Origin of the sequence: Streptomyces sp. NPDC127108 (genome assembly GCF_042677545.1) — a bacterium.
Classification (GTDB): Bacteria; Actinomycetota; Actinomycetes; order Streptomycetales; family Streptomycetaceae; genus Streptomyces.
This window is the reverse complement of record NZ_JBHXTE010000045.1, coordinates 50,205-73,301: the sequence shown is the minus strand read 5'-3', so window position 1 is coordinate 73,301 and position 23,097 is coordinate 50,205. Positions and strand designations below refer to the sequence as shown.

The 23,097-nt window shown below is 72.4% G+C and carries 19 protein-coding genes; 4 read left to right on the top strand and 15 right to left on the bottom strand.

Annotated elements, in window-relative coordinates; translation table 11 throughout:
* Positions 1-62: 62 nt before the first annotated feature.
* From ACFVHO_RS31675 to leuA, 3 genes are all read right to left on the bottom strand, one after another.
* Positions 63-2,168, bottom strand: coding sequence for an MMPL family transporter (locus ACFVHO_RS31675; protein WP_385722153.1), 2,106 nt, complete (start codon positions 2,166-2,168; stop codon positions 63-65).
* Between the two features lie 177 nt (positions 2,169-2,345).
* The gene (locus tag ACFVHO_RS31670; protein ID WP_385722150.1) at positions 2,346-3,125 is read right to left on the bottom strand and encodes a TerB family tellurite resistance protein; all 780 of its coding nucleotides are present in this window, start codon (positions 3,123-3,125) and stop codon (positions 2,346-2,348) included.
* Between the two features lie 195 nt (positions 3,126-3,320).
* Positions 3,321-5,045 (bottom strand): 2-isopropylmalate synthase, encoded by a 1,725-nt coding sequence (gene leuA, locus ACFVHO_RS31665; protein ID WP_385722147.1) that lies wholly within the window; start codon positions 5,043-5,045, stop codon positions 3,321-3,323.
* Positions 5,046-5,368: 323 nt separating this feature from the next.
* Here leuA and ACFVHO_RS31660 point away from each other — a divergent pair, with 323 nt between their 5' ends.
* The 3 genes from ACFVHO_RS31660 (at position 5,369) to ACFVHO_RS31650 (ending at position 8,248) form a co-directional block, all read left to right on the top strand.
* A complete protein-coding gene (locus ACFVHO_RS31660; RefSeq protein WP_385722144.1) occupies positions 5,369-6,445 on the top strand; it encodes a M4 family metallopeptidase in 1,077 nt (358 codons plus the stop codon).
* A 61-nt stretch (positions 6,446-6,506) separates the two neighbouring features.
* Positions 6,507-6,773: a protealysin inhibitor emfourin gene (locus ACFVHO_RS31655; protein WP_385722141.1), complete on the top strand. Its 267-nt coding sequence runs from the start codon at positions 6,507-6,509 to the stop codon at positions 6,771-6,773.
* A gap of 83 nt (positions 6,774-6,856) precedes the next feature.
* Positions 6,857-8,248 (top strand): GH1 family beta-glucosidase, encoded by a 1,392-nt coding sequence (locus ACFVHO_RS31650; RefSeq protein ID WP_385722139.1) that lies wholly within the window; start codon positions 6,857-6,859, stop codon positions 8,246-8,248.
* A gap of 156 nt (positions 8,249-8,404) precedes the next feature.
* Here ACFVHO_RS31650 and era read toward each other — a convergent pair whose 3' ends face one another.
* The 3 genes from era to ACFVHO_RS31635 all read right to left on the bottom strand — a co-directional run bounded on the left by era (position 8,405) and on the right by ACFVHO_RS31635 (position 10,914).
* Positions 8,405-9,358: a GTPase Era gene (era, locus tag ACFVHO_RS31645; RefSeq protein ID WP_385722136.1), complete on the bottom strand. Its 954-nt coding sequence runs from the start codon at positions 9,356-9,358 to the stop codon at positions 8,405-8,407.
* A 263-nt stretch (positions 9,359-9,621) separates the two neighbouring features.
* Positions 9,622-9,975, bottom strand: coding sequence for a cytidine deaminase (locus ACFVHO_RS31640; protein ID WP_385722134.1), 354 nt, complete (start codon positions 9,973-9,975; stop codon positions 9,622-9,624).
* A gap of 30 nt (positions 9,976-10,005) precedes the next feature.
* Positions 10,006-10,914 carry a helix-turn-helix transcriptional regulator gene (locus ACFVHO_RS31635; RefSeq protein ID WP_385722131.1) on the bottom strand — a complete coding sequence of 303 codons (909 nt, stop codon included), beginning with the start codon at positions 10,912-10,914 and terminating at the stop codon, positions 10,006-10,008.
* An 85-nt stretch (positions 10,915-10,999) separates the two neighbouring features.
* On the opposite strand from ACFVHO_RS31635, the gene ACFVHO_RS31630 reads away from it, so the two are divergent.
* Positions 11,000-12,508, top strand: coding sequence for an MFS transporter (locus tag ACFVHO_RS31630; RefSeq protein ID WP_385722129.1), 1,509 nt, complete (start codon positions 11,000-11,002; stop codon positions 12,506-12,508).
* A gap of 20 nt (positions 12,509-12,528) precedes the next feature.
* On the opposite strand, the gene ACFVHO_RS31625 is transcribed toward ACFVHO_RS31630, so the two are convergent.
* The 9 genes from ACFVHO_RS31625 to ACFVHO_RS31585 all read right to left on the bottom strand — a co-directional run bounded on the left by ACFVHO_RS31625 (position 12,529) and on the right by ACFVHO_RS31585 (position 23,076).
* A complete protein-coding gene (locus tag ACFVHO_RS31625; protein ID WP_385722126.1) occupies positions 12,529-12,885 on the bottom strand; it encodes an MmcQ/YjbR family DNA-binding protein in 357 nt (118 codons plus the stop codon).
* Positions 12,882-14,189 (bottom strand): hemolysin family protein, encoded by a 1,308-nt coding sequence (locus ACFVHO_RS31620; protein ID WP_385722124.1) that lies wholly within the window; start codon positions 14,187-14,189, stop codon positions 12,882-12,884. Before ACFVHO_RS31620 ends, ACFVHO_RS31625 begins: the two co-directional genes overlap by 4 nt.
* A 4-nt stretch (positions 14,190-14,193) precedes the next feature.
* Positions 14,194-14,691, bottom strand: coding sequence for an rRNA maturation RNase YbeY (gene ybeY, locus ACFVHO_RS31615; RefSeq protein ID WP_030357706.1), 498 nt, complete (start codon positions 14,689-14,691; stop codon positions 14,194-14,196).
* A 12-nt stretch (positions 14,692-14,703) separates the two neighbouring features.
* Complete coding sequence (locus ACFVHO_RS31610) at positions 14,704-15,813, bottom strand: PhoH family protein (RefSeq protein ID WP_385722121.1); 1,110 nt, start codon at positions 15,811-15,813, stop codon at positions 14,704-14,706.
* 200 nt (positions 15,814-16,013) lie between these two features.
* Positions 16,014-17,168, bottom strand: coding sequence for a carbohydrate kinase family protein (locus ACFVHO_RS31605; protein WP_385722119.1), 1,155 nt, complete (start codon positions 17,166-17,168; stop codon positions 16,014-16,016).
* 66 nt (positions 17,169-17,234) lie between these two features.
* Positions 17,235-18,236, bottom strand: coding sequence for an adenosine deaminase (locus ACFVHO_RS31600; RefSeq protein WP_385722116.1), 1,002 nt, complete (start codon positions 18,234-18,236; stop codon positions 17,235-17,237).
* A gap of 42 nt (positions 18,237-18,278) precedes the next feature.
* Positions 18,279-19,187: a ribonuclease Z gene (locus tag ACFVHO_RS31595; RefSeq protein ID WP_385722114.1), complete on the bottom strand. Its 909-nt coding sequence runs from the start codon at positions 19,185-19,187 to the stop codon at positions 18,279-18,281.
* A gap of 90 nt (positions 19,188-19,277) precedes the next feature.
* A complete protein-coding gene (locus ACFVHO_RS31590) occupies positions 19,278-19,631 on the bottom strand; it encodes a histidine triad nucleotide-binding protein (RefSeq protein ID WP_385722111.1) in 354 nt (117 codons plus the stop codon).
* A gap of 208 nt (positions 19,632-19,839) precedes the next feature.
* On the bottom strand, positions 19,840-23,076 hold the full coding sequence (locus ACFVHO_RS31585) for a S41 family peptidase (RefSeq protein ID WP_385722108.1): 3,237 nt from the start codon (positions 23,074-23,076) through the stop codon (positions 19,840-19,842).
* Positions 23,077-23,097: the final 21 nt, after the last annotated feature.

Sequence of the window (23,097 nt, the reverse complement as noted above, 5' to 3'; positions counted from 1 at the left end):
GGCCCTCATCTTCCTGTACGGCGGCGCCCCTCCGGCAAGGGAGGGGCGCCGCGGGATGTGGTTCAGGGCACGCGGACCAGTTCCGGAGTGCTGGCTTCCGGCGCCGGTGGCCGCGGCTTCGACAGCGGTCCCGGCCACCAGACCCTCCGGCCGAGCGCCAGGCTCGCGGACGTCACCAGGTACGTCCGCACCAGGAAGGTGTCCAGGAGCACGCCGACCGCGATGACGAAGCCCAGTTCGACGAGCTGGACCAGCGGCATGTTGGTGAGGACGGCGAACGTCGCGGCGAGGACCAGGCCCGCGGAGGCGATCACGCCGCCCGTGGTGCGCAGCGCGGTGAGCGCGGCCGGTCCTGTCTCCGACCCGGCCAGGCACTCCTCCCGCATGCGGTGCATGAGGAAGATGCCGTAGTCGACGCCGAGTGCGACGAGGAAGCAGAAGGACAGCAGGCCCAGGCCCGGGTCCACGCCCTCGAAGCCGAAGACGGGGCCGAAGACCAGTCCCGCGATGCCGAGCGAGGCACCCCACACCGCGACGACCGCGAGGAGGAGCAGGAGCGGGGCGATCAGGGCGCGCAGCAGGACGACGAGGATCAGCAGGACCGCGGCGAGGACGATCGGCACGACCACCCACATGTCACGCCGGTTGGTGTCCTTGAGGTCGATCTGCTCGGCGCTCGGCCCGCCGACGTAGGCGCCCCCGGGATCCAGTTTGTCGCGGAGCTTCTCGATGGTCCCGGTCTCCGCCGCCGACTGCGGCGGGGCCTTGGCGACGACGGAGATCTCGGTCCACTGCTTCGAACTCCGGCCGCGTTCCACGCTGTCGACGCCCGGCACGCTCCGCGCGTCGGCGAGCACGCGGTCGGCGCGGTCGGTGGGCGCGATGACGCTGATGGGCTGGGTGCCGCGTTCGGGGTAGGCGGCGGCGAGGGTCTCCATCGCGCTGATGGAGTCGGGCTTGCTGGTGAAGGTGTCCTCCTGCTTGAGGTTGCCGGGCAGGGCGAACGCGCCCAGGGCCAGGGCCGCGAGCAGGACGCCGCCGGACACGAGCACGGCGACGGGCCGGCGTCCGGCGGACGTACCCATCGTCTGGAAGAGAGACTTCCGCTTCTTCGGCTCGCTGCCGAACGCGGGCACCAGCGGCCAGAACACCCGCCGCCCGAAGAGGACGAGCAGCGCGGGCAGCAGCGTCAGCATGGCGACGAGCGCGCACAGCACACCGACGGCGCCCAGCGGCCCCATGCCCCTGCTGCTGTTGAGGTCGGCGGCGAGCAGGCAGATCAGGCCCGCGGCGACGGTGCCGGAGGAGGCGATGACGGCGGGCCCGCAGCCGCGCAGGGCGGTGCGCATGGCGTCGTACGGCCGCTCGATCCGGCGCAGTTCCTCGCGGTAGCGGGAGACGATGAGGAGGGCGTAGTCGGTGCCCGCGCCGAAGACGAGGATGGTCATGATGCCCGAGCTCTGGCCGCTGACCGAGGTGTCGAAGGCCTGGTTGAGGCCGTAGGCGACGCCCATGGAGAGGTAGTTGGCGACTCCGGCGACCACGAGCGGCACCAGCCAGAGCAGCGGGCTGCGGTAGATCAGGATGAGCAGGATCGCGACGACGGCGACGGTGGTGTAGAGGAGCGGGCCGTCCAGGGAGCCGTAGACCTCGCTGGCGTCGGTGGCGAGCGCGCCGGACCCGCCGACGTCGACCTTCAGGCCGTCGGAGTCGGAGCCGCCGGGCGCCTTCACCACGTCCCGCACGTCGTTGACGAAGGTGTCCCGCTTCTCCTCGTCCGTGCCCGGCGCGGTGCTCGCGACCGGGTACATGAGTGTCGAGCCGTCCTTCGACGCCACCCCCGTGGGCGTCGCGACGAGCTTGAACTCACGTGCCACGGCAGCCGCTTGGTCGGCCGCCGTCTTCCGGTCCGCCGCGCTGAGGCCGCCGTCGCGGTGGTAGACGAGCACCAGCTCGGTGGTCTCGCCGCCGGGCAGCTGCTCCTGGATCTTGGCGACCTGCGTGGAGTCGGCGCTCGCGGGCAGATAGTCCACGGCCCGGTCGCGCTGGACGTCCCCGAGCTTCCCGGCGAACGGGCTCGCGAGCGCGAGCACCGCGACCCACAGGCCGAGCAGCACCCAGGGCACGGCGCGTGGCCGTCGGCGCTTCGTCGTTGATGCGGCCCCCATCGGTGGGCCTCCCTCCGTGGCGATGTCTGAAGGCTTACGGCTTCCAGACTTCCGCCGCGCGAGGGCCGATTCGTCGCGCCAGAGTGCGAGTTGACGCCTACATCCGGGGGTGGCAGGGGGCGGGGACTACTCCCCGGGGAGTAACGGCGGGAGGTGGTGCCCGCGGCGGTACGAGGGTCAGGACGGCGTCCGCGTCGCCGCCACAAGGAGCCGTGCCACGTCGTCGGAGTCGATGGTCAGGGCGCACCCCGCGGTGGCGAGCACATCGCGTTCGGCGGGCGTGTACGGCCCGTCGGCGAGCGCGATCCGCGCGCCCTGCAGGAGCAGCGCCTCCCGTCCGGCGGGCGCGAGGTGCGGGGCCAGCGGGCCGAGCGCCTCGTGGAGTTCGATGGCGAGGCCGGGCACGCAGTCGGGGTCGTCGATGCGGCCGGTGTCGGCGGCGAGCGCGTCGATGAGGGCGGCGAGGCGCTCCTCGGTGCAGTCGTCGAAGCCGGCGCCGCGCAGGGTGGTGACGGCCGCGTCGAGGGCGGTGCGGGAGGTGCTGCCGCCGCTGGTGAGGACGGCGAGGACGACGGTGTGCACGGCGTCGCGGAGCATCGCGGAGAGGCGGACGGTGGTGGGGTGGTCGAGGGCGTCGACGCCGAAGTGGTCCTGGCAGGCGGCGCATTCGACGACGGGCCCGGCGTCGCCGCGGGAGAACAGCGGCACGCCGAGGAACACGAAGCGGCGGCGGCCGGTGCGGCGCTGGTAGTTGCGGTCCCCGCCGCAGCCGGGGCAGAAGAACTCGCCGTCGCAGACGGTGGTCCACGCGGTGCGGGTGCCGATCAGGCGGGGGCCGCGGCCGCGGTGCAGCAGCCGTGCGAAGGGCCCGGGGGCGCGACCGCCCGGGTCACCAAGTGGTGCGGATCTGCCGAAGATGCGGGATTCCCGGCCTTTTCGTCCCCGATCTGGCAGCACCACGCACCTCCATGACGCCGCGGCAGCCCTGCCGCGTTGGCGTGATGTTAGCCACATCCGTGATGCCACGTCAGTACCCCGTACGGGAGATGGCCGGTTGCTGGCCTGGACCAGCCCCCGGACACACGGCGGCCCCGCCCGCCACGAGGGCGGACGGGGCCAGGAAAGCACCGGTCGAACGGGAGTCCGGCGTGATCAGCGGGCCGCGCGGTTGACGGCGGAGACGACGGCCTTCATGGAGGCACGTGTCGTATTCGCGTCGATGCCCACGCCCCACAGGACGCGGTCGCCGATGGCGCACTCGATGTAGGAGGCGGCCTGCGCGGAGGCGCCCTCGCTCATCGTGTGCTCCTGGTAGTCGAGCAGGCGCAGGTCGATGCCGACGATGGACTGCAGGGCGTTGAAGAAGGCGGAGATCGGGCCGTTGCCGGAGCCGGTCAGGGTGATGTCGGCTCCGTCGACGGTGGCCTCGACGGTGAGGGTGTCGGTGCCGTCGACGTCGGTGATCGTCTGGCCGTTCTTGACCTGGATGCGGCCCCAGGGCTTGTCGGGGTTGGGCAGGTACTCGTCCTGGAAGACGTTCCAGATCGCGTCCGGGGTGACCTCGCCGCCCTCGCTGTCGGTCTTCGTCTGGATGATCTTCGAGAACTCGATCTGCATGCGCCGCGGCAGGTCCAGCTTGTGGTCGTTCTTCAGGACGTACGCGACGCCGCCCTTGCCGGACTGGGAGTTGACGCGGATGACGGCCTCGTAGGAGCGGCCGACGTCCTTGGGGTCGATGGGCAGGTACGGCACGGCCCACTCGATGTCGTCGACGGTCTTGCCCGCCGCGGTGGCCCGGGCCTCCATCGAGTCGAAGCCCTTCTTGATGGCGTCCTGGTGGGAGCCGGAGAAGGCGGTGTAGACCAGGTCGCCCGCGTAGGGGTGGCGGGGGTGGACCTCCATACGCGTGCAGTACTCGTACACGCGGCGGACCTCGTCGATGTCGGAGAAGTCGATCTGCGGGTCCACGCCCTGGCTGAACAGGTTCATGCCCAGCGCGACCAGGTCGACGTTGCCGGTGCGCTCGCCCTGGCCGAACAGGCAGCCCTCGACGCGGTCGCCGCCCGCCATCACGGCGAGTTCGGCGGCGGCGATGGCGGTGCCGCGGTCGTTGTGGGGGTGGATGGACAGGCAGACGTACTGGCGCCGGGACAGATTCCGGGACATCCACTCGAAGCGGTCCGCGTGCGTGGAGGGCGTCGAACGCTCCACGGTGGCGGGCAGGTTGAGGATGATCTCGCGGTCGGCGTCGGGCTGCCAGACGTCCATGACGCCCTCGCAGACCTCCAGGGCGAAGTCCAGCTCGGTGTCGGTGAAGATCTCCGGGCTGTACTGGTAGCCGAACACGGTGTCCGGGTCGAGGATCTTGTCCGCGTACTCCATGACCAGGCGCGTGCCGTCGACGGCGATCTGCTTGACCTGGTCGCGGGAGCCGCGGAAGACCACCTCGCGCCAGACCGGCGCGGTGGCGTTGTACAGGTGGACGGTGGCGCGCTTGGCGCCCTTCAGGGACTCCACGGTGCGCTCGATCAGCTCTTCGCGCGCCTGCGTGAGGACCGAGATCGTCACGTCGTCGGGGATGGCGTCCTCGTCCTCGATGATGGAGCGCACGAAGTCGAAGTCGGTCTGTCCGGAGGACGGGAAGCCGACCTCGATCTCCTTGTAGCCCATGCGTACCAGCAGGTCGAACATGGCGCGCTTGCGCGTGGGCGACATCGGGTCGATGAGTGCCTGGTTGCCGTCGCGCAGGTCGGTGGACAGCCAGCGGGGGGCGACCGTGATGCGCTGGTCGGGCCAGGTCCGGTCGGGGATGTCCACCTGCTCGTACTTGCCGTACTTGTGGATCGGCATGGAGCTGGGGCGTTGGAAGTTCGGCATGGTGTGCGGGGCTCCTCGGAAGGTCCGGAAGGACGGCCGACGGTCTAGCACAGCACCGAACTCCGCGGGGAGGGGGTCGGCCTCTGCTACAGGCCCTCGCCGCGGCAGCTAAGGAGAAGCAGCCCGAAACGCATGATGTGGAGCAGCGTAGCCGAGCCGGACGCGATGCGCGGGCGTGTATCAGTATGCGGGACCGTAGGTACGTAACGGACAAAAGGTGCCGTATATCACCTGGGGAGGACGACGGGGGTCCGTATACGTCTATTTCACCAATCATGGTGGCAGCTAGTGACAGCGGCATGACCCAGTGCCACATTGCCGCCATGACCGCCAACCCCACGGGTTTCGAGCCCGTCTTCTGCACGATCGTGCCACCCATCGTCCTGGACAAGCTCGCCCAGTCCTCGGACCCCGCGCTCGCCCGGGCCGCCCGCCTCACCCTCCAGCGCGACGCCTTCGAGCGCACCCAGCGCCGCCTGACCACGGTCATCGGCGCCCCCTCCGTCGCCGCGCCCAAGGGCGCCGAGGAGGGCAAGCCGCACCGCACCATCCACGACGCCAAGCACCGCACGGACCTGCCAGGACGCAAGGTGCGCGGCGAGGGCGACAAGCCCGGCAAGGACGCCACCGTCAACCGCGCGTACGCGGGCCTCGGCGCGACCTTCGAGGTGTTCTTCAAGCACTTCGAGCGCGACTCCATCGACGGCGGCGGCCTGCCGCTGAACGCCACCGTCCACTACGGCGAGGACTACGGGAACGCCTTCTGGAACGGCGAGCAGATGGTCTTCGGCGACGGGGACAGGGAGATCTTCCTCGACTTCACCATCCCCGTGGACGTCATCGGCCACGAGCTGACCCACGGCGTCGTCCAGTACACGGCGAACCTCACCTACTTCGGTCAGCCCGGCGCCCTCAACGAGTCCATGGCGGACGTCTTCGGCTCGCTGATCAAGCAGTACACCCTCGGCCAGACCGCCGCCGACGCCGACTGGCTGATCGGCGCGGGCCTGCTCGCCGAGCGGGTCACCGGCAAGGCGCTGCGCTCCATGAAGGAGCCCGGCACGGCGTACGACGACGACGTGCTCGGCAAGGACCCGCAGCCCGCCGACATGGACCACTACGTCCGCACCGGCCGCGACAACGGCGGCGTCCACATCAACTCCGGCATCCCCAACCGCGCCTTCTACCTCGTCGCCGACGCGCTCGGCGGGCACGCCTGGGAGCGGGCGGGCCAGATCTGGTACGCCGTCCTGACCGGCGGCGAGCTGGCCCAGGACTCCAGCTTCACGGACTTCGCGAAGCTCACGGTGGCGGCGGCCCGCGCCAAGTACGGCGACGGCGAGGAGCTCAAGGCGGTCCTCGACGCGTGGTCGACGGTCAAGGTGCCCGCCACCGACTGACCCGACCCGAAGCCGTCGGGGCCGCCTGGCGGGGCACCGGCGCCTGGAGTAGACAGGACCCATGCGTATCCAGGTGAAGCGCACCGGAGGTTTCGCGGGCATCGACCGGCACGCGGAGGTGGACACCACCGCGCGCCCCGACGCCCAGGAGTGGCACGCCCTGGCCGAACGGGCCGCGGCCGACGGCCGGGGCACGCCCCCCATAGGAGTGCCCGACGGGTTCAGCTACCAGATCACCATCGACGGGCGGACCGTGTACTGCTCGGATCCCCGGCTCACGGAGGACCAGCGGACGCTGATCACCCGGGTGCTCAAGGAGGGTTCGTAGCCGTCCGGGGCGCGGGGCTCGGGCGCCGTGCGCCCGGCAACCGGCCGGTGCACGGCCGTTGACTTCCGTACCGGCCGGTACGGATGATCGCGCGCATGGCGACGACGCGCGCACCGCTGCCCCGCTTCCCCCGTGACTTCCTGTGGGGGGTGTCCACATCGGCCCACCAGATCGAGGGCGCCGCCGACGAGCGCGGCCCCTCGGTGTGGGACGCCTTCACCGCCCTGCCCGGCAACGTCAAGGACGGCACGACGGCCGCCGTGGCCTGCGACCACGTCCGCCGCTACCGCGAGGACGTCGCCCTGATCCGCGACCTCGGCGTGGGCGCCTACCGCTTCTCCGTCTCCTGGCCGCGGGTGCTGCCGCACGGCACCGGCGAGGTGAGCGAGCGGGGCCTGGACTTCTACGACCGGCTCGTGGACGAGCTGTGCGCCGCGGGCGTGCGTCCCGTGCCGACGCTCTTCCACTGGGACACGCCGCTCGCCGTGGCCGAGGCCGGCGGCTGGCTCGCCCGGGACACCGCGCACCGGTTCGCGGAGTACGCCGCCGTGGTGGCCGGCCGCATCGGGGACCGCGTACCGAAGTGGATCACGCTGAACGAGCCCGCCGAGCACACCCTCCTCGGTCACGCCCTCGGGCAGCACGCCCCCGGCCAGCAGCTCCTCTTCGACGCCCTGCCCGCCGCCCACCACCAACTCCTCGGCCACGGGCTCGCGGTGCGGGCGCTGCGGGCCGCCGGGGCCCGGGACATCGGCGTGGCGAACTCCCACGGGCCGACCTGGGCCGCCTCCGACGACGGCGCGGACCGCGAGGCCGCGGACCTCTACGACGTGCTCCTCAACCGGCTGTTCTCCGACCCGCTGATCGCAGGCCGCTACCCCGAGGTGATCGCCGAGCTCCTCGGCGCCGAAGTCCCCGACCTGGACGGCGACTTGGCGGTCGTCGCGGAGCCCATCGACTGGTACGGGATCAACTTCTACCAGCCCACGAAGGTGGGCGCGCCCCTCGCGGACGCCCCCGCCACCGAGTTCTCCGGCCTCACCCTGCCCCCCGAACTCCCCTTCTCCCCGCGGCCGGTCGAGGGCTACCCCACCACGTCCTTCGGCTGGCCCGTGGTCCCCGAAGCCCTCACCGAGCTCCTCCTCACCCTCCGCGACCGCTACGCCGACCGCCTGCCGCCCCTCGTCATCACCGAGAACGGCTGCTCCTACGACGGTCTGGACGACCAGGAGCGCATCAGTTACCTCGACGGTCATCTCCGCGCCCTGCACCGCGCCCTGCAAGCCGGCGTCGACGTCCGCGGCTACTTCGTCTGGTCCCTCCTCGACAACTTCGAGTGGGCCGAGGGGTACGCGCAGCGGTTCGGCCTGGTCCACGTGGACTACGCCACGCAGAAGCGGACGCCGAAGGCGTCGTACGAGTGGCTGCGCGAGGAGTTGCTCGCGCAGACGCCCCAGTCCCACCCCTCCCCGTAACTGGGGCTCCGCCCCAGACCCCGCTCCTCAATCGCCGGAGGGGCTGAGAGATTCAGCCCGTCCGGCGTTTGAGGACGAGCCGCGGAGCGGCGATACGGGGTCCGGGGCGGAGCCCCGGGTTCGGAGAAGGGGTGGGACTGGGGCGCACCCGCGAGGTCAGAAGCCCAGCTTGCGGAGCTGGCGGGGGTCGCGCTGCCAGTCCTTGGCGACCTTGACGTGGAGGTCGAGGTAGACGGGCGTACCAAGGAGCGCCTCGATCTGCTTGCGGGACTTGATCCCGACGTCCTTGAGCCGCTTGCCCTTGGGACCGATGATGATCCCCTTCTGACTGGGCCGCTCGATGTACACGAAGGCGTGGATGTCGAGGAGCGGCTTGTCGGCGGGCCGGTCCTCCCGGGGCAGCATCTCCTCGACGACCACGGCGATGGAGTGCGGCAACTCGTCCCGCACCCCTTCGAGCGCCGCTTCGCGGATGAGCTCGGCCACCATGACCTGCTCGGGCTCGTCGGTGAGATCACCCTCGGGGTAGAGGGCGGGCCCCTCCGGCAGGAGGGGGACGAGGAGATCGGCGAGCAGGTCGACCTGCTTCTCGCCGACCGCCGAGACCGGCACGATCTCGGCCCACTCGAAGCCGAGCTCCTTGCCGAGCTGGTCGATGGCGATGAGCTGCTCGGCGAGGGCCTTGCTGTCGACGAGGTCGGTCTTCGTGACGATGGCGATCTTCGGCGTCTTCTTGATCGACGCCAGCTCCTTGGCGATGAACCGGTCACCGGGCCCGAGCTTCTCGTTGGCGGGCAGGCAGAACCCGATGACGTCGACCTCGGCCCAGGTGGCGCGGACCACGTCGTTGAGCCGCTCGCCGAGCAGCGTGCGGGGCTTGTGCAGGCCGGGGGTGTCGACCAGGATCAGCTGGGCCTCGGGGCGGTGCACGATGCCGCGCACGGTGTGCCGGGTCGTCTGCGGCCGGTTCGAGGTGATGGCCACCTTCTTGCCGACCAGAGCGTTCGTGAGGGTGGACTTGCCCGCGTTGGGGCGGCCGACGAAGCAGGCGAAACCGGCGCGGTGGACGGCCTGCTCGGACGGCTCGGGTGACTGGGTACGGACGCTCATGGCGCCTATTGTCCCTGATCTTTTCGGGCGGGGGCGCCTCGGGCGGTTCCCCGCCGTATGGGGCTGCGCCCCTTTCCCCGCCTTTCGGCGCTTCGCGCCTCGCCCTCAAACGCCGGGCAGGCTGTCCCCCCTCCGTCCACCCGGCCGGCCGTTTCAGCCCGTCCGGCGTTTGAGGACGAGGCGCGAAGCGCCGATCAGGGGGGTCCAGGGGGCGCAGCCCCCGGGTTCGGAGAAGGGGCGGGACTGGGGCGCCCCGCGAGGGCTCAGCCCGCCACGGCGGACAGCCGCACCACCCCGTCCGCCCCCGCCAGGAACACCGGCGTCCCGGCCCCGCCGAGGTCGCGTACCGCCGCCAGATCCTCCGCGCTCAAGGCCTCCGCACCGGAAACGACCGCCGCCGCCTCCAGGGACTCCGCCCCGGACGCCACGGCCATGGCCACGGCCGTGCGCAGCGCGGACAGCTCCAGGGAGGCGAGGGACACCGTCCCGGCGACGTACGTACGCCCCGTCTCGTCCCGCACCGCCGCGCCCTCCGGCACGCCGTTGCGGGCGCGGGCCGAGCGGGCGAGGGTGACGATCTTCTGGTCCTCGGGGCCGAGGTCGGTGCGCTCAGTCATGGCACGAGCATAAGGAGGCGCGCCCGGCGCTCAGCCGGCCACCCGGTACATCGCCCCGCGGCGCGCCTCCGGGGACGCCAGCCACGCGAGCTTCGCCGCGGTGTCGGCCAGCGGCAGCGGCGTGTGCAGCACGATCGTGAGGTCGGGCCGCGCGGGCACCTTCAGGGCGGTGGACTCCACGTGCAGGATGCCGACGAGCGGGTGGTCGATCTCCTTGTGGACCTGGCCCGCGGGCCGGACGTCCTGGCGCTCCCACAGCGCGGTGAACTCCTCGCCCGTCGCGTGCAGCTGCGCGAGCAGTTCCTCGAAGCCCTCGTCCCCGGGGTGCTCGGCGCAGGCCGCGCGCACCTGCGCCACGAGCGTCACCGCGTTCTGCTCCCAACTCACGCTGCGCGAGCGGTACATGGGGTCGGTGAAGAAGTCGAGGACGCAGTTCTGGGTGGTCTCGGGGCGCATGCCGAGGACCAGGGCGGCCGCGTCGTTGTAGACGACGCAGTTGTAGTAGCGGTCCATGATGTGCGCCGGGTACGGCATCCAGGTGTCGATGAGCCGCCGCAGGCCCTCGCACATGTCCGCGGCGCCCTCCTCGGCCTGCGGCGCGGGCGGGTTGAGTCCCGCGAGCACGTACAGGTGGCGGCGTTCGGTGCCGGACAGCTTCAGGACCCGGGCCACGGCGTCCAGGACCTGCGGGGACACGGAGATGTCCCGGCCCTGCTCCAGCCACTGGTACCAGGACGCCCCGACGCCCGCGAGCACCGCGACCTCCTCGCGTCGAAGGCCCGGCGTGCGGCGACGCCCGCCGCCTTCCGGAAGGCCCGCCTCCGCCGGGGTCACCCGGGCCCGCCGGCTCATCAGGAAGTCCCGCAGCTCGACCCGGCGACGCGCCCCCGCCCCGTCGGCCCGCTCCTCGACCTGGCTGACCACCGCTCCCCCTGTCATCCGTACGCGGTTGCACCTGGTGTTCGCACCACCAGCATAAGTTCCCGCTCCCCACGGCTATTCCGGCCGACGGACGCTGTTGACCATGGCGATAGACACTTCCGCTCCCTCCCCGACAGACGCTTCCGCTCTCTCCCCGACCGCCTCAGACTTCTCGGCCACCACCGAAGTCCCGAGCACCGCCGAAGCCCGCAAGGCCCCCGCCACGCGGGCCACCGCTCCCGCCGGGCCGCCGCCCCGGCTCTCCCGCCGCGACCGGCTCATCCTCTTCGTGCTGTGCGCCGCGCAGTTCATGGTCGCCCTCGACTTCTCCGTCCTGAACGTGGCCCTGCCCGCCCTCGGCTCGGACCTCGGCATGAGCCATGCCGCGCTCCAGTGGGCCGTCACCGCCTTCGCGCTGCCGTCCGGCGGCTTCCTGCTGCTCTTCGGGCGGTTCGGCGACCTCTTCGGGCGGCGCAGGCTGTTCCTCGGCGGGCTCGCCCTCTTCGGCGCGGCCTCGCTGCTCGCGACGCTCGCGTGGGACCCGGCGTCGTTCCTCGCGGGCCGTGCGCTGCAGGGCGTGGGCGCGGCGGCGATCGTGCCGACCGGCATGTCGCTGCTCACCACGACCTTCCCCGAGGGCCCGCAGCGGGACCGCGCGCTCGGCATCTCCGGCACGCTGCTCTCCCTCGGCTTCACCGTCGGCATGGTCCTCGGCGGCGTCCTCACCGACACCCTCGGCTGGCGCTCCACGATGGGCCTGCTCACGCTGTTCGCCCTGATCGTGCTCCCGCTGGCCCCCGGCCTGCTGCCGGAGTCCCGCACCCCGGACCGGCCCCGCCTCGACATCCCCGGCGCCGTCACCGTCACCGGCGGGCTGCTCGCCCTCATCTACGCCCTGTCCACCGCCGCCGAGCGCGGCTTCGGCGGCACCGACGTGATCGTCACGCTGATCGCGGGCGTCGGCCTGCTCGCCCTCTTCGGGTACGTGGAGTCGCGTGCCGCGGCGCCGCTGGTCTCGCTGCCGATGCTGCGGCGCCGCACCGTCGCCTGGGGCAACTTCGGCGGTCTCGTCACCTTCTCGATGATGTCGACGGTCGTCTTCGTCCTGACCCTCTACTTCCAGGACGTCCTCGACCTGTCGGCCTTCCAGACCGGCCTCGTCTTCGGCGTGCAGGGCGTCCTGTCCGTCGTCGCGGGCATGCTCGCGCCCAAGGTCATCGGACGCTTCGGGCCGCGCCGCACGCTCGTCGGCTCGCTGCTCGGCCAGGGTCTGTTCGTGGCGGCGCTCATCGGGGTCGGCGAGCAGATGTGGTCCGTGTGGCTCGCGACCGCCGCGATCTCCGTGGCCAGCATGTTCCACCTCGGTGCGATCGTCTCGTACGGGGTGACGGTCACGTCGGGCGTGCCCGACTCGGAGCAGGGGCTCGCCACCGGGCTCGTCACCTCCACCCAGCAGGTGGGCATCACCATCGGCATCCCGCTGCTCGGCGTCCTCGCCACGACCTCGTCGGACGTCCTCGCGGGCACCCGGACCGTCCTGACCGTCGACGCCGTGATCGTCCTGGCCACGGCGGCCCTGGTGGCCCTGGGCCTGCGCCGACGCCGCGCCTGACCCCGGCCCCGGCCGACCCGCTAGGGCCGGTCCAACCGGAGCCGCACTGCCCGGGGCAGCCCCGCCACCACCAGGTCGTACGAGTCCTCGATGAGCTCGCGGACCTGGCGGTCGGGGAGGTCCCCGGACAGGGACACCGTGTTCCAGTGGCGCTTGTTCATGTGCCAGCCCGGCACGATCTCGGGGTGGGCGGCCCGCAGCTGGAGGGCGATCTCCGGCTCGCACTTGAGGTTCACGGTCAGCGGCTCCGCGTCCAGGTGGGACAGCGCGAACATCTTCCCTGCGACCTTGAACACCGACGTCTCGGGCCGGAAGGGGAACTCCTCGACGACGTCGTTGAAGGACAGGCAGAACGCCCGGAGTTCGGAGGGGGTCATCGCGTGTCGCCTTCCCCGGAGCCGGGTCCCTTCGGGGCCACCGGCTCCACCAGAACCGTGATGATCTTGTTGCGCCGCCCGGCCGCCGCCTCGGCGGTGAGCTTCAGGGCCCGCCCGTCGGGGAGGTCCACGACGGCCGACGCCCCGGCGATCGGCACCCGCCCGAGGGCCTTGGCGAGCAGCCCGCCGACGGTCTCGACGTCCTCGTCGTCGTAGGACTCCAGGCCGTACAGCTCGCCGAGGTCGCCGATGTCGAGGCGGGCGGTGACGCGGTAGCACTCGCCGTCGAGCTCCTCGACGGGCGGCAGCTCGCGGTCGTACTCGTCGGTGATCTCGCCGACGATCTCCTCCAGGATGTCCTCGATGGTGACGATCCCGGCGGTGCCGCCGTACTCGTCGATGACGACGGCGACGTGGTTGCGCTCCTGCTGCATCTCGCGCAGCAGGTCCCCGGCGTTCTTCGTGTCGGGGACGAACGTCGCGGGCCGCATGGCCGTGGAGACGAGGTCGTTCTCGGCGTCGCGGTTGATGTGCGTCTTGCGGACGAGGTCCTTCAAGTACACGATGCCGACGACGTCGTCCTCGCTCTCGCCGGTCACGGGGATGCGGGAGAAGCCCGAGCGGAGCGCGAGCGTCAGGGCCTGCCGGACGGTCTTGAAGCGCTCGATGGAGATCAAGTCGGTGCGCGGGACCATGACTTCGCGCACGAGGGTGTCGCCGAGCTCGAAGACGGAGTGCACCATGCGGCGCTCGTCGTCCTCGATCAGGGACTCCTTCTCGGCGAGGTCGACCATGGCACGCAGCTCGGCCTCGGAGGCGAACGGGCCGCGCCGGAAGCCCTTGCCGGGGGTGAGGGCGTTGCCGATGAGGATGAGGAGCGGCGGGATGGGGCCCATGACGCGGGCGAGCGGCAGCAGGACGTACGCCGCGGCGGTGGCCGTGTTCAGCGGGTGCTGGCGGCCGATGGTGCGCGGGGACACGCCGACGGCGACGTAGCTGACGAGCACCATCACGCCGATGGCGATGGCGAGCGCCTCCCAGGTGGCGTCGACGGCCTGCAGGCAGGCGTACGTGACGAGGGCGGCGGCCGCCATCTCGCAGGTCACCCGCACCAGCAGGGCCACGTTCAGATAGCGGACGGGGTCGGCGGCGACCTGTGCGAGCTTCGCGCTGCCGCGGCGCCCCGACCGCACGGCCTCCTCGGCGCGGAAGCTGGAGACCCGGGCGAGGCCCGCCTCGGCGCAGGCGGCGAGCCAGGCCACCACGATCAGGGCGACCGCGCCGGCGATGAGCTGGAAGGACATGGCGTCAGGAGACGGTGGGCGCCGGGGACGGGCCGGTCAGGCCCTGCTCCGCGCGCCAGCCGTCGACGATGGCCGCCTGCAGGCCGAACATCTCGGCCTTCTCGTCCGGCTCCTCGTGGTCGTACCCGAGGAGGTGCAGCACTCCATGGACGGTGAGGAGCTGGAGCTCCTCGTTCATGGAGTGCTGCGTCGGCGCCTCCTGGCCCTGCTTGAGCGCGACCTCGGGGCAGAGCACGATGTCGCCGAGGAGGCCCTGCGGGGGCTCGTCGTCGTCCTTCATGGGCGGGCGCAGCTCGTCCATGGGGAAGGACATGACGTCCGTGGGCCCGGGCAGGTCCATCCACTGGATGTGCAGCTGCTCCATGGCGTCGGCGTCCACGACGATCACCGAGAGCTCGGAGAGCGGGTGGATGCGCATCCGCGCGAGCGCGTAGCGGGCGATGTCGAGGATCGCCTGCTCGTCGACCTCGGTTCCGGATTCGTTGTTGACGTCGATCGACATGGTGCTGTTCCGCTACTTCCCTCTGGACCGGCCTCGGCTGGCGTGCGAGCCGTTCTCCGTGCCGTTCTCGTTGTCGTACTTCTCGTACGCGTCGACGATACGGCCGACGAGCTTGTGCCGTACGACATCGGAGGACGTGAGCCGCGAGAAGTGCACGTCGTCCACGCCGTCGAGGATGTCCTGGACCTGGCGCAGACCGGACTTCGTGCCGTTCGGCAGGTCGATCTGCGTGACGTCGCCCGTGATCACGATCTTCGATTCGAAGCCGAGGCGGGTGAGGAACATCTTCATCTGCTCGGGGTTCGTGTTCTGCGCCTCGTCCAGGATGATGAACGCGTCGTTCAGCGTCCGGCCGCGCATGTACGCCAGCGGGGCGACCTCGATGGTGCCCGCGGCCATCAGGCGCGGGATCGAGTCCGGGTCCAGCATGTCGTGCAGCGCGTCGTAGAGCGGGCGCAGATACGGGTCGATCTTCTCGTAGAGCGTGCCCGGCAGGAAGCCGAGGCGCTCGCCGGCCTCCACCGCGGGGCGGGTCAGGATGATCCTGCTGACCTGCTTGGACTGCAGGGCCTGGACCGCCTTGGCCATGGCCAGATAGGTCTTGCCGGTGCCCGCGGGGCCGATGCCGAACACGATGGTGTGCTTGTCGATCGCGTCGACGTACCGCTTCTGGTTGAGCGTCTTGGGGCGGATGGTGCGGCCGCGGGAGGAGAGGATGTTCTGCGTGAGGACCTCGGCCGGGGTCTCCTCGCCGTCCGCCTCGCCGCTGTCGTCCGCCCTGAGCATGGCGATCGAGCGTTCCACTGCGTCCTCCGTCATCGGCTGTCCGGTGCGGAGCACCAGCATCATCTCGTCGAACAGGCGCTGGATGAGGGCGACTTCGTGGGCGTCACCGACCGCGCTGATCTCATTGCCCCGGACGTGGATGTCGGCCGCCGGGAAGGCCGTCTCGATCACTCGCAGCAGCGCGTCTCCGGAGCCCAGGACCATCACCATGGGGTGCTTGGCCGGGACGGAGAAATGAGCCTTGCCGATGCCCTTTCCGGGCGCCCGCGTCCGTGCCGTGTCCTGTTCCGCGTCCTGCGGCTGCGCAGGGGTCTGAGCTGTCGGTGTCTGCGTCATGGGCCGGCCGTGAAGGCCTGCACAACCCTCCTCGTCAGGGACTCGCCGCGCGGCGACTTCTGCACTGCCAAGCGTACGGCGTGCCACTGACAAGGCCTAAGCCGTTTTCCGGGACAGGCGAGGACTGGCGGGAACGGGCGGGGCACACGGAGAGCGGCCTGGAGGGAGCGGCCCGCAGGGAGCGGGCTACGGGGAGCGGCCTACAGGGAGCGCCCGAAGCCGATCGTCGGGACCGCGCGCCGCAGCGGCCAGGCCCGGCCGCCACCCGCGGGCAGCAGGTCCTCCAGGAAGGCGTACCGCCGCAGGGCCACCGGGTCCTGCTCGTCGAACTCGCCGACGCGCCGCCACCAGGCCGCCACCTCGGCCCACCCGGGCGCCGAGAGGGAGCCCCCGAACTCCTGCACGGACAGCGCCGCCGTGAGCCCGGCGAAGGCGAGCCGGTCGGCGAGCGGCCACCCGGCCAGGGTGCCGGTGACGAAGCCCGCGACGAACACGTCGCCCGCCCCCGTCGGGTCGAGGGCCTCCACCTCGATGGCGGGCACGGAGGCGGTCTCGCCGGTGCGCCCGTCGACCGCGTACGCCCCCTCGGCACCGAGGGTGACCACGGCGAGCGGCACGTGTTCGGTGAGGGCGTGCGCGGCGGCGCGGGGGCAGGTGGTGCCCGTGTACCGCATGGCCTCCTGGGCGTTCGGCAGGAACGCCTCGCAGTGCGCCAGGTCGGGCAGCGCGGCCAGGTCCCAGGCCCCCGTGTCGTCCCAGCCGACGTCCGCGAAGATCCGGGTGCCGCGCCGGGCCGCCGCGGCGATCCAGGGCGCCCGCACGCCGGGCACCAGGGAGGCGATGGCGGCCCGCGCCCGCGGCGGGCACTTCGGGGCGCCGCCGTCCGGGGAGTCCGCGTCGGGCGGCGGCTCGTGGCCGTGGCTGACCATGGTCCGCTCGCCCTCGTACGCCATCGAGACCGTCACCGGCGAGTGCCAGCCGGGGACGGTCCGTGACGACGACAGGTCGATGCCCTCGCCGCGCTCCAGGGCGTCCCAGCAGTACTCGCCGTAGTGGTCGTCGCCGAAGGCGGCGGCCAGGGAGGTGCGCAGGCCGAGCCGGGCGAGGGCGCTCGCCATGTTGGCGACGCCGCCGGGGCTCGACCCCATGCCGCGCGCCCACGACTCGGTGCCGCGCACGGGCGCGGAGTCGAGGCCGGTGAAGATGATGTCGAGGAAGACGGTCCCCGTCAGGTACACGTCGCAGGACGGATCGCCCGCCCTGCGCGCCGACTTGAGGGGGTCGACGACGGTCTCCGCAGCCGCGGCGGGTGTCTGCTGGGATACGCCAGGTGGTACGGCGGGTGGTACGGCCATGAGGGCAACGTAACCCAGGCCTGTGACAACCCGCCGTCGCACGCCGCCGGGACGGCCCGCCGTCCGTCAGTCGAACGTGTGGGCCTCGACCTCCGCGAGGTACCGCGCGCGCAGCGCCTCCTCCTCGGGGCCGCCGTCCAGGAACGCGGCCTCGAAGGAGTTGCGGGCCAGCTCCCGCAGCCCCTCCTGGTCGATGCCCAGGGCCTCGTGGACGGCGTGGAAGGTGTCGTCGACGTAGCCGCCGAAGTAGGCGGGGTCGTCGGAGTTGACGGTGCACAGCAGCCCGGCCGCCATCATGCGCGGCAGCGGGTGCTCCTCCAGGATGTCGACGGCCCGCAGCCGCACGTTGGACAGCGGGCACAGCGTCAGCGGCACCCGCTCCCGCACGAGCCGCTCCACCAGGTCCGGGTCCTCCATGCAGCGCAGGCCGTGGTCGATCCGCTCCACGCCGAGCACGTCGAGCGCCTCGCGCACGTAGGCGGCCGGGCCCTCCTCCCCCGCGTGCGCCACCTTGCGCAGTCCGAGTGCCCCCGCGGCCTCGTACACGGCGGCGAACTTGCTCGGCGGGTGGCCGACCTCGGCGGAGTCGAGGCCCACGCCGGTGATGCGGTGCAGATGGGGCCGGGCCTCCTCCAGGGTCGCCAGGGCCGACTCGGCGGACTGGTCGCGCAGGAAGCACATGATGAGGCGGGTGGAGACGCCGTGCCGCTCCTCGCTGCGGTCGAGCGCGCGGCCGAGGCCCTCGACGACCGTGGCGAAGGGGATGCCGCGCGCGGTGTGCGCCTGCGGGTCGAAGAAGATCTCGGCGTGCCGCACGCCCTGTGCGGCGGCCCGCGCGAGGTAGGCGTCCGCCAGTTCCTCGAAGTCGGCCTCGGTGCGCAGGACGGCCATCAGGCCGTAGTACAGGTCCAGGAAGGACTGGAGGTCGTCGAAGAGGTAGGCCTTGCGGAGCTCTTCGGTGTCGGCGTACGGCAGCGTGACGCCGTTGCGTGCGGCGAGCGCGAAGGCGAGTTCGGGTTCGAGGGTGCCTTCGATGTGCAGGTGCAGTTCGGCCTTGGGGAGGGGCATGGTGGTGCTTTTCTCTCGGGTGGTTCGGGGGGTTCGGGTGCTTCAGGGGCTGCGCTTGGGCAGCGGCACCCGCATCAGGTCCCGCGCGACCGTCAGCTCGCCCTCGAACCCGGCGTTGCGCGCCTGCTGTTCGAAGACCGCGGGGTCGGCGTAGCGCTGGCTGAAGTGGGTGAGCACGAGGTGGCGCACCCCGGCGTCGCGGGCCACGCCCGCGGCCTGCCCGGCGGTGAGGTGCCCGTGGTCGGCGGCGAGCCGGTGGTCCTCGTCGAGGAACGTCGACTCGATGACGAGCATGTCGCAGCCCTCGGCGAGGGCGTGCACGCCGTCGCACAGCCGGGTGTCCATCACGAAGGCGAACCGCTGCCCCCGGCGCACCTCGCTGACCTCTTCGAGCGTCACGCCGCGCAGGCTGCCCTCGCGTTGCAGCACGCCGATGTCGGGGCCCTTGATGCCGCGTTCGGCGAGCAGCGCGGGCAGGATGCGGCGCCCGTCGGGCTCGACGAGGCGGTAGCCGTACGCCTCCACGGGGTGGGAGAGCTTCGCCGTCTCCAGGCGGTACGAGGGGGTGCTCGCGATGACGCCGTCGGCGGCGACCGGCGCCTCGGTGAGGGCGACCGTCTCGCGGTAGGCGGTCGAGTACCGAAGGCGGTCGAAGAAGTGCCGGCCGGACGCCGGGTAGTGGGCGGTGACGGGGTGCGGGACGCGGTCCAGGTTGATGCGCTGGATCACGCCCGCGAGGCCGAGGCTGTGGTCGCCGTGGAAGTGCGTGACGCAGAGGCGGTTCAGGTCGTGCGCGGCGACGGAGGCACGCAGCATCTGGCGCTGCGTGCCCTCGCCGGGGTCGAAGAGGATGCCCTCGCCGTCCCAGAGCAGGACGTAGCCGTTGTGATTGCGCTGGCGGGTCGGCACCTGGCTCGCGGTGCCGAGGACCACCAATTCACGTGCGGACACAGGAGGTTGTCCCAGCTGTTCGGGGCGGGCGCGCTTTCGGGGCGGGCGCGGGGGTTTCGGTGCTGTCGGTGCTGCCGGTGCTGTCGGCGGCTAGCCGGGCGGCCACTGCAGGCCGCGGCCGCCGAGGACGTGGGCGTGCGCGTGGAAGACGGTCTGCCCGGCGCCGGAGCCGGTGTTGAAGACGATGCGGTAGCTCTCGGACTTCTCGTCGGCGGCGACCTCACCGGCCTCGCGCAGCACGTCACCGGCGATGCCCGGCTCGGCGGCGGCGAGCGACGCGGCGTCCGGGTAGTGCACCTTGGGGATCACCAGGACGTGCGTGGGCGCCTGCGGGTTGATGTCGCGGAAGGCGACGGTCGTCTCGGTCTCCCGCACGACGGTCGCCGGCACGTCACCCGCGACGATCTTGCAGAACAGACAGTCGGCCTGCGGTTCTCCCGCCATGGGGACACCCTCCCGGGTCACTTGGTTCGCTTGGGTCGCATGGTATCGGGGTGGGGCGCGCCGGGGGTGGGGCGGTGGCCGCGGGGGGGGTGACCGGAAGTCCGACGGAAACGGGTGGGAGGGTGGGAAATCCCGGCAGGGGGCCCGGCCGGGGGCGAAGCCGGGGTCGGCCCCAGGGCACGAGGCCCCGGGGCCGCGGGGGCGACCGTCAGGACGACGGTGCCCCCGTCCCGGGCAAGGCGGGCGGCGCCTTCGCCGGGGTCTCGTCCAACGCCGCCAGCGCGACGCGTACCGCCTCGTCGAGCTGCGGGTCCCGCCCGGCGGCGTAGTCCTCGGGCGTGACCACGACCTCGACGTCCGGGTCGACGCCGTAGTTCTCGACGCCCCACTCGTACCCCTCCAGCCAGAAGGCGTACTTGGGCTGCGTGACCAGCGTGCCGTCGACGAGGTGGTACCGGCTGTCTATGCCGACGACGCCGCCCCACGTGCGCGTACCGACGACGGGACCGATGCCGAGGGCCTTGATCGCGGCGTTCACGATGTCGCCGTCGGAGCCGGAGAACTCGTTGGCGACGGCGACGACGGGCCCGCGCGGCGCGTCCCCGGGATAGCTGAGCGGCCCCGAGCCGCGCGGCAGGTCCCAGCCGACGATGCGCCGCGCCAGCTTCTCCACGACGAGCTGCGAGGTGTGCCCGCCGCGGTTCTCGCGCACGTCCACGACCAGGCCCTCGCGGGCGACCTCGATCCTGAGGTCCCGGTGGATCTGCGCCCAGCCGGGCGCCTGCATGTCGGGCACGTGCAGATAGCCGAGCCTGCCGCCGGAGCGCTCGTGGACGTAGGCCCGCCGGTCGGCGACCCACGCGTGGTAGCGCAGCGGCTCCTCGTCGTCGACGGGGATGACGACGGCGTGCCGGGGGTCGCCGCCGCCCGCGGGCGACACGGTCAGCTCGACGGCCTTGCCCGCGGTGCCGACGAGCAGCGGCCCGGGCCCGGTCACCGGGTCGACGGGCCGCCCTCCGACGGCGAGGATCGCGTCGCCCGCGCGCACCGCGACGCCCGGCGCGGCCAGCGGCGAGCGCGCGTGCGGGTCGGACGTCTCGGACGGCAGGACGCGGTCGACGCGCCACGCCCCGTCCTCGCCCCGCGAGAGGTCCACGCCGAGCAGTCCCTGGGCTCCGGCGCCGCCCCAGCCGCCGCGCGGCGTCACATAGGCGTGCGAGGTGCCGAGTTCGCCCTGCACCTCCCAGAGCAGGTCCACGAGGTCGTCGTGGGTGGCGACGCGGGCGAGGACGGGCCGGTACCGCTCCAGGACGCCGTCCCAGTCGACGCCGCCCATGTCGGGCCGCCAGAAGTTGTCCCGCATGAGGCGCCCCGCCTCGTCGTACATCTGGCGCCACTCGGCGGCCGGGTCGACGTACTGGCGTACGCGGCCGAGGTCGACGGTGATGTTCGTGTCGCTGTCCTCGTCGCCGGACGCCCGCCGGTCGCTGGGCACGACCTTCAGCTTGCCGTCGGCCCACAGCAGCACCCGCTTGCCGTCGCCGGTGACCGCGAAGTGCTCGGCGACACCGGCGAGTTCCTCCACGCGGTGCTGCGCCAGGTCGTACCGCTCCAGCTCGGAGCTGGGGTCCGGGTCGGTCGGCGTGGCCCGGGACGCCCCGAGGACGCCGTGCACGGGGTGGCGCAGCCACAGCAGTCCGTCCTTGGCGGCGCGCAGCGTGGAGTAGCGGGCGGCCTCCACGGGGAACGGCACGACGCGCTCGGCGAGCCCGTCGAGGTCGACGCGGGTCGTGGGCGTGCCCTCGCTGTCGGGCGTCTCGGCGTGCGGTGTGTCCGGGGCGTCGAAGGCCCGCCCGTGCCGCTGCGGCCCGAACGGCGAGGGCGTCGTGGCCGCGAGGGTGATCAGGTGCGGCCGGGCGCCGCCGACGAACGCGAGGTCGAAGACGTGGTCGTCGTAGACGGGGTCGAAGGCCCGCGCGGACAGGAACGCGAGGTGCTTGCCGTCGAGGGTGAACGCCGGGCTGTAGTCCCGGAACCGGAGCTGGGTGGCCTCCGACACCGACAGGTCGGCGGTGTTGGCGAGCTTCAGCTGGCGCAGCGGCCGCGGCCCGGGGTGCGACCAGGCGAGCCACGCGGAGTCGGGCGAGAACACGAGCCCGGTGACCTCGCCGTGCTCGGCGCGGTCCACCTCGCGCACCTCGCCGCTCTCGCGCTCCACGAACAGCACCCGGCCGTCGTGCGCGGCGACGGCCGCCCGGCTGCCGTCGGGCGCCATGGCGAGCGCGAGGACCCGGCCGAGCTGTCCGGCCGCGAGCCGCCGCGGCGTCGCGCCGGGCGTGAGGCCGGTGGCGGGCGCGAACTCCAGGGCGTCGTCGCCCTCGGCGTCCGTCACCCACACCACGTGCTCCTCGCCGTCCACCCGGAAGGTACGCGGAAGGCGCGCCCGCACCCCCGGCTCGGCGGCGAGCGCGCGGGCGGGCCCCTCGCGGTGCGTGACCCAGTGCACGGCGCCGCGCACGGCGACCGCGCTGCCGCGCCCGGTGTGGTCGGGCGTGGCGGCCCCGAACCAGCGGGCGGCGCTCACCGGATGCGGCTGGAGGTCGGTGCGCTGCCCGCCGAGGACGATGTCCAGGCGGCGCGGCTCGGCGTCCACGAGGTCGTCGAGGAGCCAGAGTTCACCGGCGGCGGTGTACGTCACGCGGGTGCCGTCGGTGGCGGCGTGCCGGGCGTAGAAGCTGTCGACGGGCGTGTGGCGGCGCAGGTCGGTGCCGTCGGGCAGCGAGGAGTACACGGCGCCGACGCCCTCGTGGTCACTGAGGAAGGCGACGCGGTCGCCGACCCACAGCGGGTACTCGATGTTCCCGTCGAGGTCGGCGTGCAGCCGTGCGAAGGCGGGCTCGGGGTCGCCCTCGTCGGCGCCGAGCCGGATCCACAACTTGCCCGCCGTGCCGCCCCGGTACCGCTTCCACCAGGCGGCCTCGCGCCCCATCGGCGCGGAGAGCAGCAGGACTTGACCCCCGGGGCCGTACGCGACGTCCCCGACGAGCCCGTACGGCAGCATCTCGGCGGGCCCGCCGTCGAGCGGCACCGCGCGCGCCCGGGTGCGGCGCAGCGAGGCCTCGCCCTGCGTGCTGACGGCGAGGACCCGCCCGTCGGGCGTCCAGCCGCGCACGGACGTCTTCCCGCTGCCCCAGTACGTCAGGCGCCGGGTGGGGCCGCCGGCCACGGGCGCGACGTACACCTCGGGGGTGCCTTCGCGCGTGGACGTCCACGCGACGGTGGTGCCGTCCGGGGAGATCCGTGGCTGGGTCACGGGTACGTTGTCGGCGCTGACCCGCCAGGCGCGGCCGCCGTCGAGGGGGGCGAGCCAGACGTCGTCCTCTGCGGTGAAGGCGATCAACTCGCCGCGCAGGTGCGGAAACCGGAGGTAGGCAGGCTGAGTCACACGGTCACCCTAAGCAGGCGT

Excerpts from the sequence above, each read along its gene's own strand:
- ACFVHO_RS31660 (WP_385722144.1), top strand. The coding sequence starts at position 5,369 with ATGACCGCCAACCCCACGGGTTTCGAGCCCGTCTTCTGCACGATCGTG.
- ACFVHO_RS31635 (WP_385722131.1), bottom strand. The coding sequence starts at position 10,914 with ATGACAGGGGGAGCGGTGGTCAGCCAGGTCGAGGAGCGGGCCGACGGG.
- ACFVHO_RS31625 (WP_385722126.1), bottom strand. The coding sequence starts at position 12,885 with ATGACCCCCTCCGAACTCCGGGCGTTCTGCCTGTCCTTCAACGACGTC.
- ACFVHO_RS31640 (WP_385722134.1), bottom strand. The coding sequence starts at position 9,975 with ATGACTGAGCGCACCGACCTCGGCCCCGAGGACCAGAAGATCGTCACC.
- era (WP_385722136.1), bottom strand. The coding sequence starts at position 9,358 with ATGAGCGTCCGTACCCAGTCACCCGAGCCGTCCGAGCAGGCCGTCCAC.
- ybeY (WP_030357706.1), bottom strand. The coding sequence starts at position 14,691 with ATGTCGATCGACGTCAACAACGAATCCGGAACCGAGGTCGACGAGCAG.
- ACFVHO_RS31600 (WP_385722116.1), bottom strand. The coding sequence starts at position 18,236 with ATGCCCCTCCCCAAGGCCGAACTGCACCTGCACATCGAAGGCACCCTC.
- ACFVHO_RS31590 (WP_385722111.1), bottom strand. The coding sequence starts at position 19,631 with ATGGCGGGAGAACCGCAGGCCGACTGTCTGTTCTGCAAGATCGTCGCG.
- ACFVHO_RS31605 (WP_385722119.1), bottom strand. The coding sequence starts at position 17,168 with ATGGCCGTACCACCCGCCGTACCACCTGGCGTATCCCAGCAGACACCC.
- ACFVHO_RS31620 (WP_385722124.1), bottom strand. The coding sequence starts at position 14,189 with ATGTCCTTCCAGCTCATCGCCGGCGCGGTCGCCCTGATCGTGGTGGCC.
- ACFVHO_RS31630 (WP_385722129.1), top strand. The coding sequence starts at position 11,000 with ATGGCGATAGACACTTCCGCTCCCTCCCCGACAGACGCTTCCGCTCTC.
- ACFVHO_RS31655 (WP_385722141.1), top strand. The coding sequence starts at position 6,507 with ATGCGTATCCAGGTGAAGCGCACCGGAGGTTTCGCGGGCATCGACCGG.
- leuA (WP_385722147.1), bottom strand. The coding sequence starts at position 5,045 with ATGCCGAACTTCCAACGCCCCAGCTCCATGCCGATCCACAAGTACGGC.
- ACFVHO_RS31610 (WP_385722121.1), bottom strand. The coding sequence starts at position 15,813 with ATGACGCAGACACCGACAGCTCAGACCCCTGCGCAGCCGCAGGACGCG.
- ACFVHO_RS31675 (WP_385722153.1), bottom strand. The coding sequence starts at position 2,168 with ATGGGGGCCGCATCAACGACGAAGCGCCGACGGCCACGCGCCGTGCCC.
- ACFVHO_RS31650 (WP_385722139.1), top strand. The coding sequence starts at position 6,857 with ATGATCGCGCGCATGGCGACGACGCGCGCACCGCTGCCCCGCTTCCCC.